Origin of the sequence: Schinkia azotoformans LMG 9581, from assembly GCF_000307855.1 — a bacterium.
Lineage (GTDB): Bacteria > Bacillota > Bacilli > Bacillales > Bacillaceae_J > Schinkia > Schinkia azotoformans.
In genome coordinates, this window is record NZ_AJLR01000008.1 from 20,618 (window position 1) to 34,801 (window position 14,184).

Sequence of the window (14,184 nt, forward strand, 5' to 3'; positions counted from 1 at the left end):
AATGGTATGGCTACCTTTCAATTTGGCTGGATATACGACGTAACCATCATCTTATATGCCTGTAGTGTTTTAGGCTACTTTATAGATTTTTTGCAGAACAACCGGAAGGCAAATAAAATCGCCTTCTGGTTGCTTGCTATTGTATGGGTTTTGCAATCTATGTTTTTAGTTACCCGAATGATTGAAATGGGACGTTTTCCGATATTGACGATAACGGAAGGTCTTTATTTTTATGCCTGGGTACTAGTTACCTTTTCGCTTATCATAAACAAGGTATTTCGTATTGATTTTATTGTCTTTTTTACAAATGTATTAGGCTTTATCATCATGGCGCTGCACCTATTTGCTCCTGTAGATTATAAGTCCGATGTCTTAGCAATGCAGCTCATTTCTGAACTTTTAATCATCCACATTACGATTGCAATTATTTCATATGGCGCATTTTCACTGTCAGCTATATTTTCCATGATGTATATGCTTCAATATCATATGATTAAAAGAAAAAAATGGAGCCAGCGCTTGCGGCGTTTAGGTGATTTGACAAAGTTGGATCGACTTTCCTACACTCTAAATATGGGTGGGGTACCAATACTTTTAACATCATTAATTTTAGGGTTAGTCTGGGCTTATATCTCGATTGAAGATTTTAAATGGTACGATTTCAAAGTTGTTGGTTCATTCAGTGTTTTAATAGCATATAGTATTTACTTATATGTTCGCATTGCCAAAGGGATTCAAGGGAAAGCGATTGTTTTATGGAATCTTGCTGCTTTTCTCATCCTTTTAATCAACTTTTTTTTATTTGGGAGTCTGTCCCGTTTCCACTTTTGGTACGGTTAATACATATATAGAAGAAGATGCAGATATAGATGGAGGTTATTTTACATAATGAGAAAAATCATTGTAGGTTCCAGGACTAGCAAGTTGGCATTAACACAGACAAACTGGTTTATCGAACAATTGAAAGGTTTAGGGCTTCCGTTTGAATTTGAAGTAAAAAAAATCGTAACAAAAGGCGACAAAATATTAGACGTTACCCTCTCAAAGGTAGGCGGCAAAGGTCTTTTTGTTAAAGAAATTGAGCAGGCCATGCTAGATAAAGAAATTGATATGGCCGTTCATAGTATGAAGGATATGCCTGCTGTTTTACCTCCGGGCTTTACAATTGGTTGTATCCCTCTTCGTAAAGATCACCGCGATGCTTTTATTTCTAAGGGGCATATCAAATTAAAGGATTTACCCAAAGGTGCGGTAGTTGGAACGAGCAGTTTAAGAAGGGGTGCTCAGCTTCTTGCCTATCGTCCGGATTTAAATATTAAATGGATCCGTGGAAATATTGATACACGTTTAGCGAAGCTTGAGGATCCCGGGGAAGGTTTTGATGCGATCATCTTAGCTGCAGCTGGACTTATTCGAATGGGTTGGTCCGAAGACACAGTAACAGAGTTTATCGATGTTGATATTAGTGTTCCAGCAGTTGGACAAGGGGCACTAGCAATAGAATGCCGTGAAGATGATGCTGAATTGTTAGATCTTTTACATAAGCTTCAAGACGAAAATACAGCTAGGGCTGTTGAGGCTGAGCGGGTGTTCTTGAATAAAATGGAAGGCGGTTGTCAAGTACCGATCGCCGGCTTTGCTGAAGTGACGGCAGATAATCAGATTAAATTAATCGCACTTGTCGGCTCTCCAGATGGAAAAACGATTATAAAAGAAGAATTAGTAGGTACTGATGCAGTTAGCCTTGGAGAAGAAGCAGCACGCCGTTTAATTGAAAAAGGCGCAAAGGCCATTATTGATCAAGTGAAAGAGGAGAATGAACTGTAATGCCGCAGGCAGGCAGCTACCTTCAGGGAAAGCGAATTTTAGTAACACGTGCGAAAGAACAAGCAGAATCCTTTTCTAAACAGATCGAGGAACAGGGGGGGATTGCGATTGAGATCCCCTTAATTAAAATACAATCTCCCAAAAATACCGATATCATTGAAAAAACGTTGCTGAAGATTCATACATACAGCTGGCTCGTATTAACGAGTATAAATGGTGTTCAATATTTTTTTGACTTTCTAGACACTTATAATATAACTTTTTCTGAAACTGACAGACCGAAAATAGCTGTTGTTGGCAAGAAAACGCTTCAGGCTTTGGAACAAAAAGGTTTTTTGGCAGACCTAGTGCCAGACGATTTTGTTGCTGAAGATTTATTTGAAAAGCTGATAGAAAGAGTGGATAAGAGCGATACTATTTTATTAGCTAGAGGAAATCTTGGAAGATCATTATTGCCTGAGAAGCTAGGCGAATTGGGGATTAAAGTTGATGATCTCATACTTTATGAAAATGTATTAAATATGGAGAAGCAGGCAGACCTAATTCATTTATTAGAAAGCCGTTCTGTGGATATCATTACATTTACGAGTTCAAGTACAGTAACAAACTTTGTAGAGCTTCTAAAAGAAACTACAGGCTGGCGGAAATGGCTCGAACATATCCAAATAGCTTGTATTGGACCAATTACAGAAAAAACTGCGATTGAGGCAGGTATTACTCCGCAAGTTGTGGCGACTGAATTTACTGTTGCGGGGTTATTAGATGCTATTATTGAAAGTATAGGCAGGAGGAATTAAGATGAATGAACTAAATTTCAAACGTCACCGCCGTTTACGGACCAATGAAAGAATACGTTCCATGGTTCGGGAAACTTATGTAAGAAAAGAAGATCTTATTTATCCTATTTTTGTTATTGAAGGATCGAATGTTAAAAACGAAGTTCCATCAATGCCCGGCGTTTTTCAGCTATCATTGGATCATCTTGATGAAGAAGTACAATCAGTTGTAGCTCTTGGCATCCCATCGGTTATTTTATTTGGCATTCCAGCTGAAAAAGATGATGTTGGAACAGGTGCCTACCACAATCATGGTATCGTGCAAGAAGCAACAAGACAAGTAAAAGAAAAGTTTCCAGAACTTATTGTGATTGCAGATACATGCCTATGTGAATTTACCGATCATGGTCATTGTGGTGTAATCGAAAATGGAGAAGTTCTTAATGACCCATCCTTGAAGCTTTTGGCAAAAACGGCCATAAGCCAGGCTAAAGCTGGAGCAGATATCATTGCACCATCCAATATGATGGACGGATTTGTAGCAGCTATTCGTAAGGGCTTAGATGAAGCAGGTTTTGATCATATTCCCATTATGTCATACGCAGTGAAATATGCTTCAGCATTTTATGGACCATTCCGTGATGCAGCTGGAAGCACACCACAATTTGGTGACCGTAAATCGTATCAAATGGACCCGGCCAATCGCTTGGAAGCATTACGTGAGGCACAGTCCGATATTGAAGAAGGGGCAGATTTCTTAATGGTTAAGCCGGCTCTGTCCTATTTAGATGTTATGCGTGAAGTGAAAGACCGTTTTAATGCACCGATGGTCGCTTATAATGTAAGTGGTGAATATGCCATGGTAAAAGCAGCAGCCTTGAATGGCTGGGTAGATGAGAAGAGAATTGTACTCGAATTGCTTACAAGTATGAAGCGTGCAGGAGCAGATCTTATTATTACATATTTTGCAAAAGATGTTGCAGCATGGTTAAACGAAGAGAAATAGGGGTGATCATATGAGAAGCTTTGAAAAATCAAAAGCAGCCTATAGTGAAGCTATACGCATAATGCCCGGCGGCGTTAACAGTCCTGTTCGAGCATTTAAATCGGTGAACATGGAACCAATTTTCATGGAACGTGGGAAAGGCTCCAAATTATATGATATTGATGGAAACGAATATATTGACTATGTCCTTTCATGGGGACCTTTAATTCTTGGCCATGCCCATGACGAGGTTATAGAGGCATTAAAAAAAGTGACTGAAAACGGTACTAGCTTTGGTGCTCCAACTGAGCTAGAGACAAAGGTAGCTCAGCTTGTCATTGAAAGAGTGCCTTCGATTGAAGTTATTCGTATGGTTAACTCCGGTACAGAGGCAACGATGAGTGCCCTTCGTTTAGCCCGTGGTTTTACAGGCCGAAATATCATTATGAAATTTGAAGGCTGCTACCATGGACACGGCGATTCTTTATTAATTAAAGCAGGATCAGGAGTGGCGACATTAGGACTTCCAGATAGTCCAGGAGTACCAGAATCGATTGCCAAAAATACAATTACTGTTCCTTATAATGACCTTGATAGTGTTCGTCATGCTTTTGAACAATATGGCAAAGATATCGCCGCTATCATTGTTGAACCAGTAGCTGGAAATATGGGCTTCGTTAAGCCGCTTCCAGGATTTTTAGAAGGATTAAGAGAGATCACGACTGAACATGGTGCGTTATTAATTTTTGATGAAGTAATGACTGGTTTCCGTGTTGGCTATCATTGTGCCCAAGGACATTTTGGTGTAACACCTGATTTAACAACTCTTGGTAAAGTGATCGGTGGTGGTCTGCCTGTCGGAGCATTCGGCGGCAAGGCTGAAATTATGAACAAAATCGCCCCGGCTGGCCCAATTTATCAAGCTGGTACATTATCAGGAAATCCGCTTGCAATGACAGCGGGTTATGAAACATTGTCCCGTTTAACTCCCGAAACCTATACGGAATTCGATAAAAAGGTTGACCGTTTATTAGAAGGATTAAAGCGTGCGGCTGAAAAATATGAGATACCACATCATTGTGACAGCGTTGGAGCTATGATGGGCTTCTTCTTCACAAATGAGAAGGTCGTTAATTTTGAAACAGCAAAAACTTCTAATTTGGATCTTTTTGCAAAATATTACCGTGAAATGATTGAACAAGGTGTCTTTTTACCACCATCTCAATTCGAAGCTTATTTCCTTTCTACAGCACATACGGATGAAGATATCGAAAAGACAATTGCAGCAGCAGAAGAGTCTTTTGCAAAGTTAAAATAAAGAGATGAACCTCCCCAATACAATAAAAGGGGAGGTTTTTTATCGAACAAAATTACAAACATTCGTTGACTTCTGAATTATATTTAAATATAATAAATTCAAAGTTGATATTAAGAAACCTAGTTTTATAATATAAAACAACGGAGGAGCACAAGTGCCAATCATCCAATCAGTGGACCGTGCATTAAAGATATTAGATTTATTTAATGAATATGAAACAGAATTAAAAATCACTGAGATTAGTGAAAAAATGAATCTCCACAAAAGCACAGTCCATTCTTTATTAAAAACATTACAAGCTCACAGGTACATAGAGCAAGATCAAGAAAGCGGGAAATATCGCTTAGGAATGAAGCTGTTCGAAAGAGGGAACTTGGTTGTACAGACGATTGATATTGCAACCGTTGCCAAACCACATTTAAATACGATTTCAAAAGAAACACAGCAAACTGTTCATCTAGTAATTCTTGATGGAAAAGAAGGCGTTTACATTGATAAGGTCGAGGGAGTAACTACCAGTTCGCTTTATTCAAGAATTGGCCGAAGGATTCCTATCCATTGCAGCGCAGTTGGTAAAGCTTTAGTTGCCTATAAAGCATCAGGAGAACTTGATTCATTATTAGACGATTATGACTTCGAGAAAAGGACCGAATACACAATTACTGATAAAGAAGCCTATTTACGAGAGTTGGCAGAGGTTCGCGAGCAAGGATATGCACACGATAATCAAGAAAATGAACAAGGCGTCAATTGTGTAGCTATTCCTATTCAAAACTACGCTGGTGATGTTGTTGCCGCGATGAGCATTTCAAGTCCGGTAATGAGATATAATGACGAAGAAATGTCAAAGCATATTTCAATATTAAAAAGAGAAGCCGGAATAATATCAACAAAGTTAGGGTATGGAATACATTAACCCTAAAATAATCATGATGCTAAAAGCCATTAGGCTTTTTCATATAGAATTATCAAAACTGGGTTTTATAATATAAAACAAATGGAGGTAAATATGAGAATTATACGATTTATACAGAAGGAAACACAAAAGCCATTACTTGCAGCAGTGACCGATCAAAATGAAATCTACACTCTTCCAGTCAGTAATGTTTTAGATATTGTTGAACATGCAAAACAAAATAAATCGAAGGTTATTGATTTAATTAATAATATTATTAAGGATTCATTGCCATACCCTGATAGTTTAGAAGAATTAGAACTTCTTACGCCGATTGAAGCACCTGAGGTTTGGGCATGCGGGGTAACCTATCAAAAAAGCAAAGAAGCCCGCAACTATGAAGCTACAAATGGTAAATTAGATGCGACAACTTTCTATGATAAGGTGTATGATGCCGAAAGACCAGAGTTGTTCCTGAAGTCTACGAAGGAACGGACGATTGCGCCAAATAAAGATCTTTATTTAAGAAGTGATTCTAACTGGCAAATCCCAGAACCAGAACTTGGGCTTGTCCTTACAGGTGATGGAGAGATTTTTGGTTACACTGTAGGTAATGATTTAAGCTGCCGTGATATTGAAGGAGAAAATCCACTATATTTACCACAAGCTAAAATATGGGCCCGTTCTTGTTCATTAGGTCCGGCAATTTTACTAACTGATGCTGTAGAGGACCCTTATAAATTTGAGATTATCTGTAGAATATATCGTGATGAGGAACTTTTATTTGAAGGAAGGGCAACTACGGGCCAATTACATCGCCGCTTGGATGAGCTTGTTAGCTTCTTAAAGCGAGACAATATTGTTTTCCCTGGAACAGTCCTATTAACAGGAACATGTATTGTACCGCCAAATGAATTTACATTAGCGGATGGAGATAAAATTGAAATTGAGATTTCAGGAATTGGCACATTAGTAAATGTCGTGAAAACACAGGTAGCAAAGGTTGCCCAATGAGTACATTTTAAAATAATAAACTAGGAGGATATAAAAATGGTATTAAAAACAGATGTTAAAATATTTTTAAATTATATAAATGGTGAATGGGTGGAATCAACAAATTCTGAAGTGGAAGCAAGTATTAGTCCTGCCAATCGTGATGAGATTGTTGGCTATATTCAAAAATCTTCGATTGAAGATCTTAATAAAGCGGTAGAGACAGCTAGTGTTGCCCAAAAATCATGGAGAAAGCTTTCAGGGGCAGAACGCGGAAGTTATCTTTATAAAGTGGCTGATATCCTAGAAGCTCGAATTGATGATATTGCAGAAACAATGACTCGTGAAATGGGTAAAACATTACCAGAGGCAAAAGGTGAGACTGCACGTGGGGTGGCAATTTTACGCTATTATGCCGGGGAAGGCATGAGAAAAGTTGGGGATGTGATTCCATCATCTGACGCAGGTGCATTGATGTTTACTTCACGTGTTCCTTTAGGGGTTGTAGGGGTAATTACACCGTGGAACTTCCCTGTAGCGATTCCAATTTGGAAAATAGCTCCTGCATTAGTTTATGGAAATGCTGTTGTACTAAAACCTGCTCAGGAAACAGCTGTTACGGCTGCAAAAGTTATCGAGTGCTTTGCAGACGCAAAATTACCGAATGGGATCATTAACTTCGTAACCGGACGCGGCACTGTTATCGGTCAAGGACTTATTGACCATCCACAGGTTAATGGTATTACCTTTACCGGTTCTGATGAAGTAGGTAAGCAAGTAGGTTTAGGTGCATTATCTCGTGGTGCTAAATATCAGCTTGAAATGGGCGGTAAAAACCCGGTAATCGTGGCAGAAGATGCAGATTTAGATTTGGCTGTTGAAGCAACGATCAGCGGAGGACTTCGCTCAACTGGTCAAAAATGTACGGCAACAAGCCGTGTTATTGTTCATAAAGATGTCTATGAAACTTTTAAAGAAAAATTAGTGTCAAAAGTGAAAGAAATTAAAGTCGGAAACCCGTTAGAAGATGGAGTATGGATGGGTCCAAGTGCAAGTGAAAGTCAATTAAATACTGTTCTTTCTTATATTGAAAAAGGGAAGGAAGAAGGAGCAAAATTACTTGTTGGCGGCAATCGTATTGTAGACGGTGAATTAGCTAACGGATTTTATGTGGAGCCAACCGTATTTGATGAAGTCAAAAATGATATGACAATTGCTCAAGAAGAAATTTTCGGCCCAGTTCTTGCTTTAATTAAAGTGGATTCCATGGAGGAAGCTATCCAGGTTGCAAATGATGTGAAGTTCGGCTTAAGTGCATCATTGTTTACTACAAATATTCAAAAAATGCTAGACTTTATGAGCGATATGGATGCAGGTCTGGTCCGCATCAACGCTGAAAGTGCGGGGGTAGAATTACAAGCGCCATTTGGTGGTATGAAACAATCAAGCTCACATTCTAGAGAACAAGGGCAAGCTGCGATTGAATTCTTCACAGCAATCAAAACTATGTTTGTTAAAGGATCTTAATAATAACTTTATAGCGCTCTCCTATCTGGGGAGTTTTTTTAACAGAAAAATAAATTGAATTATCTGAAGAAACATGGTAGATTTGATGTACTGGTAGTACCAGAGTACCTATCTGGAAATAGTGTTTGTTATGGAGGAATACTATGAGATTATTAGACAAAGTAGCTCTTATAACTGGGGCTGGTTCAGGAATTGGAAAAGAAACAGCATTATTATTTGCGAAAGAAGGAGCAAAGGTAGTTGTTGCTGATATAAATGAAGTTGGCGGCAAAGAAACTGTTCATGAAATTGAGCAGCTAAATGGCAGCTCTATCTTTGTAAAAGTTGATGTAACAAATGAAGCTAGTGTTAATGAGATGGTAGAGACAATTCTTGAAAGCTATGGAACAATTGATGTTTTATTTAATAATGCAGGCATCAGCGGTGTTGGTCAACTGCACCTTATTAGCTTGGATACTTGGAAGAAGGTCCTTGATGTTAATGTAAATGGTGTATTTTTAGTTTCGAAAGCTGTCGTGCCGGTAATGATGAAGAATAAGAAAGGCTCTATCATTAATATGTCCTCTTGTATAGCGGAGATGGGCTTAGCGGACCGGGCATCCTATGCGGCAACTAAAGGGGCTATTTTATCATTAACGAAATCAATGCAGGTAGATTATGCTCCATATAATATTAGGGTAAATGCGTTAATGCCTGGTACAATTTACACTCCATTTGTCGAGGATTATCTATCAAGGGAAGCTGACCCAGAAGCGGCTATTTCCAATATCAAAAAGAGACAGTTAAGCGGTGACCTTGGGAAACCGATTGATGTGGCCTATGCAGCATTGTATTTAGCAAGTGATGAATCTAAGTTTATGATGGGAACTCCATTTATGATTGATGGTGGGGTAGTCAATGGAAAATCAAGTTAATAAATTAATATAATACTAAATAAACTATTAACTAGAAATATAAAATTTAAAAATGGAGGCTAGAGATTACTATGAAATTATTAACTTATAAAGAAGATGGCCAATTAAAATTAGGGATCAAGACGGACCTTGGTGTATTAAACGTTGAAAAGGCTGGCAATACATATAATCAGGAAGTTCCGAAGACGATTGAAGAGGTCATTAATAATAGTGAAAATGGGCTAAGTGTTTTGGATTCCCTAGTTAAAACTGCCTTGGAAGTGGAAAATAGCTCTTTGTTTTTGGAAGAGGAAAGCCTTACAATGGGTCCAGCAGTTCCAAATCCGGGAAAAATTATTTGCGTGGGGGTAAACTATAAGGAGCATGCAGAGGAATCAAATATGGCCTTACCTGAATACCCTTTACTGTTTAGTAAGTTTAACAATACTTTATCAGGACATAATCAGGTTGTTTATTTACCTAATGATTCGAACGAAAATGATTATGAAGCCGAACTTGTCCTTGTAATTGGGAAAGAGGCAAAAAATGTATCAAAAGAAAATGCTTTAGATTATGTGTTTGGCTATAGTAATGGCAATGACTTATCATCCCGTGACCTACAATTTCGTACTGTCCAATGGTTATTAGGTAAATCTCCTGATGGATTTTGTCCGGTTGGTCCATATGTAGTAACAAGTGATGAAGTTGGCGATCCACATAATTTACAAATTAAGTCGATTGTAAACGGTGAGGTGCGTCAAAATTCAAATACATCATTCATGATATTTAAATGTGATGAATTAGTTAGTTATATTTCAAACTATATGACATTAAACCCAGGGGATATTATTTTAACAGGTACTCCTGAAGGTGTTGCCCTTGGCTATCCAGAAGATGAAAGAGCGAATTACTACTTAAAAGATGGGGATGTAGTGACTGTTGAAATTGACAAGCTTGGGAAGCTGACAAACACATTAAAACAGGAAACTAAATAATGCAAAAAACAGGCTATGTTAAAATCGCATTTTAACATAGCCTGTTTTGTTAATTCAGTTGATCATATAGTTTTTTGGCATTAATAAAGTTGCTTTCAATGGCTTGTCTTACTTTATCAAGGTCATGCTCTTTCATCGCTTTAATTAGCTTTGTCCGCCATTCGATACTATTTTTTTTCGCACCCGGAATATTTAGGATTTTAACCATGGAATCATGGCGAAGATGGACGATCGTTTGCATGAGCTTCCGATAAATATTATTCGTGCTGCAAAAGCCTAGGTGCAAATCAAATTCATCCAGCAGTTGTTGAAACTCTATCTCGTATTTTCCTTTGCTAAGTTCCTTTAGAGTGCCTATAATTTGCTCTAGTTTAGTTAGATCTTCTTCAGTTATGTGCTGCGCGGCCTCTAAATAGACCTCAGATTCAATTAATTTCCTGGCAGCATAGATCTCATCAAGATTACTAATTTCATTGTGATACATCCACAAAATGGTCTCAGCCGGAATTGACGCTTCCCTTTCGCTTACAAAACTTCCCTCGCCAGGCTTTATTGTAATAAGGCCAATAAGAGCAAGTGCCCGCAATGATTCTCTTACCCTGCCTCTATTAACCCCAAACTGCTCAGCTAAAAGACGTTCATTTGGTAATTTATCACCCGGCTTCAATGCATTTGAAGTAATCCACGAAGCCATTTGCTCCATAACCTGTTCCGTTACCGTTACTCGCTTAATAGGATTTATTTTCAAAAAGAATCACCACCTTTACCATCAACCCTGTTTTAACTTTTAAATGAAATTGGTACTACCATAATACCACAGCTAAGGTGTAAAATATATATAATAAAATGAAATATTTGTTAACAAATCAATAAAACCAGTTTAGTTAAAAACCAAATTTATTTTATCAAAAAATATGATAAAAAAATATTATTAAAAAAATAAGAAAATTTGTTGAAAACAGAAAAATAACATGATATGATTTTTTTTGTACTGGTACTACCAGAGAACCTGAATAGCAACAGAGGTATTGAAAGCGCTTCATGTCAAACAGAAGTTTTCTAGTAGAACAAAGGGGTTATTTAATAAAATTTTTTAAGTTTGCAATACTACCGTATTAATGGTACTACCACACTACTATAAAACCACTAATTCATAGTTTTATAGTTTATTACATAGGGAGGAGGAACAGTATGAGTCTAAATGAGTATCCAACAATCATTATGAAACCAACTGACAGTGTAGCAGTTGCTTTAAAGGAAATTCCGTCACGGGTAGAGGTAACGGTGAACATTTCCGGCGAGATTTCAAAAACGATTACGATGAAAGAAACAATCTCCTTTGGTCATAAATTTGCAGTACATGCCATTAAAAAAGGAGAGGACATTTTAAAGTATGGGGAAGTAATTGGTAGGGCGGTACGAGATATTGAGGAAGGCGAACATGTACATGTTCATAATTTAGAAGGTACGAGAGGAAGAGGTGACAAGATTGCTAACGAATAGTGAAGGTAAATTTTTAGGATATCGACGTAAGGATGGAAAAGTTGGTGTAAGAAATCACGTTTTGATCTTGCCGACAATTACATGTGCTACGCAAACGGCACAAAGAATTACTGATTTAGTTCACGGAACTGTATCATTTGTTCACCAACATGGATGTGCGCAAGTCGGTGTAGATTACGAGCAAACTTTTAGAACTTATGTCGGTATGGGGAAAAATCCAAATGTGTATGGTGTTCTTGTAATTGGTTTAGGATGCGAAACACATCAGGCAAGAAGTGTAGCAGGAGAGATTGCTAAGTCAGGGAAGCGTGTGGAAGTGCTATCTATTCAAGAACACGGTGGCACATTAACTTCAATCGCGGAAGGAGCAAAGAAAGCAGCTCAGCTCGTTCAAGAAGCATCAGCCCAGATGAGAGAATGGTGTGACTTTAGTGAATTAATTATCGGAACTGAATGTGGCGGCTCAGATGCTTGTTCAGGACTATCTGCGAATCCAGCTGTTGGGGCTGTCAGTGATATGATCGTTGAAAGAGGCGGTACATCTATTTTAGCAGAAACGACTGAATTAATTGGGGCGGAACACTTACTTGCCAATCGTGCAGCAAATGACAAAGTAAGAAAACGTGTTTACGAGGTTATTCAGGCTATGGAAAATCGCTCCATTCTAATGGGCGTAGATATTCGAACTGGTAACCCAAGCCCAGGGAATATTGCGGGAGGGTTAAGTTCCTTGGAAGAAAAATCATTAGGTGCTGCCAATAAGGCAGGAAAAAGTGAATTAAAAGAGCTTATTGATTATGCTGAGGAACCAACAGAAAAAGGCTTAGTTTGGATGGACACACCAGGGCATGATATCGAGCAACTAACAGGTATGGTTGCCGGTGGTGCACAGATAGTTCTGTTTACAAGTGGAAGGGGCACACCAACTGGATCACCAATTGCACCTGTCATTAAGATTGCTACAAACACTATGATGTTTGATAGAATGCAAGAAAACATGGATTTAAACGCTGGAACAATCATCGAAGGCAAAGAAACTGTACAAGATGTAGGCCGAAGGATTTTCGATGAAATCGCTTTAGTAAGTTCAGGGAAGCTCACTAAAGCTGAAATTCTAAAACAACATGACTTTGGTATTTGGAGAATTGGCCCTACATTTTAATGTAGGGTATTCTCTAAAAAGTTGTTGAAAGCGTTATCCATTTTTTTATAAAAATTTTAAAAGAAAAGGGGTTATGCAATGAAAAAGTTTTCAAAGTGGTTGAATGTTTTTCTTGTTGTGATGTTAGTAGGTATGATGGCAGCATGTTCTTCCAATTCTAAAGAAACGTCTTCGGCTGAAAAAATAGGGGGTGCTGAGGGCACCAAGGATGAAAAGGTGGTTATCAATATCGCCTATGGAAATCAACCTGGCGAGCCAATTGACCAGCTTGCTAACAAATGGAAGGAACTAGCTGCAGAAAAAAGTGGGGGGAAAATTGAATTGAAGCTTTACCCAAGCTCACAGCTAGGCTCTGAAAAGGATGTTGTAGAGCAGGCAACAATGGGTAACAATGTAATCGTTATGGCTGGATATGACTTCTTAATGGACTATGTTCCAGATGCAGGCATTTTGACAGCCCCATATATAACTGACAGTGTTGATGATTTATTATACTTAACAACTACTGATTGGTTTAAAGAATTAAATACAAGCTTAAATGAAAAAGGCCTTGATATTGTTGTGACTAAAACAGTATATGGTGAGCGTCATCTATTAACGAATGATCCAGTATTAAAACCTGAGGATTTAAAAGGGATGAAAATTCGTGTTCCAAACAATCAAATGTCAATTGCAACATTTGAAGCATTAGGAGCAACACCAACACCTACTCCACTTGGTGACTTATATACATCCCTTCAACAAGGCTTAATTGATGGGGCGGAAAATCCACTACCGGTTCTTGCGGGAGTAAAGGCACAAGAGGTTTCAAAGCATCTTGCATTAACTGGCCATCAAAAGTTTATTACTTCTTGGGTTGGTGGTGCTAAATTCATTCAATCCTTACCTGAAGATGTAGTTCAAATTCTACGTGAAACTGGTAATGAGGCAGCGGATTTTGCTAGAGGTGTACTTGAAGAACAAAATGAACAAGTATTAGCTGATTTCCAATCTCAAGGCGTTGAAGTGCATGAAGTAGATATTGCTCCATTTAAAGATAAGGTTAAACCGGTTTATGAGGCGTTCCCAAATTGGACTCCTGGTTTATATGATAGAATTCAAGAATTGGTTGCAAGCCAAAAATAAAAAAAGGCTAGGAAACGCTGCGAAAAACGGGCTTTTAGCTCGTTTTTTGTATTCAGTGTTAGGTTCTTTGAATTCACATCACAGATTTGTTTTTCAATATGGAGGTGCACTATGTTAAAAAAATGGTTTTATCCACTTGATGATGTTTTTTCTGTTATAGCTCTCTCAGGGGTCCTCTTTTTTAC

14 protein-coding genes are annotated in these 14,184 nt (G+C 38.1%); 13 read left to right on the forward strand and 1 reads right to left on the reverse strand.

The window, feature by feature from the left end:
- Nucleotides 1-6 precede the first annotated feature (6 nt).
- From BAZO_RS00915 to BAZO_RS00960, 10 genes are all read left to right on the forward strand, one after another.
- The gene (locus BAZO_RS00915) at nt 7-840 is read left to right on the forward strand and encodes a cytochrome c biogenesis protein (protein WP_003329296.1); all 834 of its coding nucleotides are present in this window, start codon (nt 7-9) and stop codon (nt 838-840) included.
- 48 nt (nt 841-888) lie between these two features.
- Nucleotides 889-1,827, forward strand: coding sequence for a hydroxymethylbilane synthase (hemC, locus tag BAZO_RS00920; protein WP_003329297.1), 939 nt, complete (start codon nt 889-891; stop codon nt 1,825-1,827).
- On the forward strand, nt 1,827-2,624 hold the full coding sequence (locus BAZO_RS00925; protein WP_003329299.1) for a uroporphyrinogen-III synthase: 798 nt from the start codon (nt 1,827-1,829) through the stop codon (nt 2,622-2,624). The genes hemC and BAZO_RS00925 overlap by 1 nt, the downstream gene beginning before the upstream one ends.
- Nucleotide 2,625: 1 nt before the next feature.
- Complete coding sequence (gene hemB / locus BAZO_RS00930) at nt 2,626-3,609, forward strand: porphobilinogen synthase (protein ID WP_003329300.1); 984 nt, start codon at nt 2,626-2,628, stop codon at nt 3,607-3,609.
- A 10-nt stretch (nt 3,610-3,619) separates the two neighbouring features.
- Entirely contained in the window at nt 3,620-4,906 is a 1,287-nt protein-coding gene (gene hemL / locus BAZO_RS00935) for a glutamate-1-semialdehyde 2,1-aminomutase (RefSeq protein ID WP_003329301.1), read from the forward strand.
- A 154-nt stretch (nt 4,907-5,060) separates the two neighbouring features.
- Nucleotides 5,061-5,822: an IclR family transcriptional regulator gene (locus BAZO_RS00940; RefSeq protein ID WP_003329303.1), complete on the forward strand. Its 762-nt coding sequence runs from the start codon at nt 5,061-5,063 to the stop codon at nt 5,820-5,822.
- Nucleotides 5,823-5,915: 93 nt separating this feature from the next.
- Nucleotides 5,916-6,815: a fumarylacetoacetate hydrolase family protein gene (locus BAZO_RS00945; protein WP_003329304.1), complete on the forward strand. Its 900-nt coding sequence runs from the start codon at nt 5,916-5,918 to the stop codon at nt 6,813-6,815.
- A gap of 36 nt (nt 6,816-6,851) precedes the next feature.
- A complete protein-coding gene (gucD, locus tag BAZO_RS00950) occupies nt 6,852-8,321 on the forward strand; it encodes an alpha-ketoglutaric semialdehyde dehydrogenase GucD (RefSeq protein ID WP_003329305.1) in 1,470 nt (489 codons plus the stop codon).
- Nucleotides 8,322-8,464: 143 nt separating this feature from the next.
- Nucleotides 8,465-9,235, forward strand: a complete 771-nt coding sequence (locus tag BAZO_RS00955; RefSeq protein WP_003329306.1) for an SDR family NAD(P)-dependent oxidoreductase — start codon at nt 8,465-8,467, stop codon at nt 9,233-9,235.
- Between the two features lie 71 nt (nt 9,236-9,306).
- Complete coding sequence (locus tag BAZO_RS00960; protein ID WP_003329307.1) at nt 9,307-10,209, forward strand: fumarylacetoacetate hydrolase family protein; 903 nt, start codon at nt 9,307-9,309, stop codon at nt 10,207-10,209.
- Nucleotides 10,210-10,258: 49 nt separating this feature from the next.
- Here BAZO_RS00960 and BAZO_RS00965 read toward each other — a convergent pair whose 3' ends face one another.
- Nucleotides 10,259-10,957: a FadR/GntR family transcriptional regulator gene (locus BAZO_RS00965; protein ID WP_003329308.1), complete on the reverse strand. Its 699-nt coding sequence runs from the start codon at nt 10,955-10,957 to the stop codon at nt 10,259-10,261.
- Between the two features lie 443 nt (nt 10,958-11,400).
- Here BAZO_RS00965 and BAZO_RS00970 point away from each other — a divergent pair, with 443 nt between their 5' ends.
- The 3 genes from BAZO_RS00970 to BAZO_RS00980 all read left to right on the forward strand — a co-directional run bounded on the left by BAZO_RS00970 (nt 11,401) and on the right by BAZO_RS00980 (nt 13,999).
- Entirely contained in the window at nt 11,401-11,712 is a 312-nt protein-coding gene (locus BAZO_RS00970; RefSeq protein WP_003329309.1) for a UxaA family hydrolase, read from the forward strand.
- On the forward strand, nt 11,699-12,874 hold the full coding sequence (locus BAZO_RS00975; protein ID WP_003329310.1) for a UxaA family hydrolase: 1,176 nt from the start codon (nt 11,699-11,701) through the stop codon (nt 12,872-12,874). Before BAZO_RS00970 ends, BAZO_RS00975 begins: the two co-directional genes overlap by 14 nt.
- A 78-nt stretch (nt 12,875-12,952) precedes the next feature.
- On the forward strand, nt 12,953-13,999 hold the full coding sequence (locus BAZO_RS00980; RefSeq protein ID WP_003329311.1) for a C4-dicarboxylate TRAP transporter substrate-binding protein: 1,047 nt from the start codon (nt 12,953-12,955) through the stop codon (nt 13,997-13,999).
- Nucleotides 14,000-14,184: the final 185 nt, after the last annotated feature.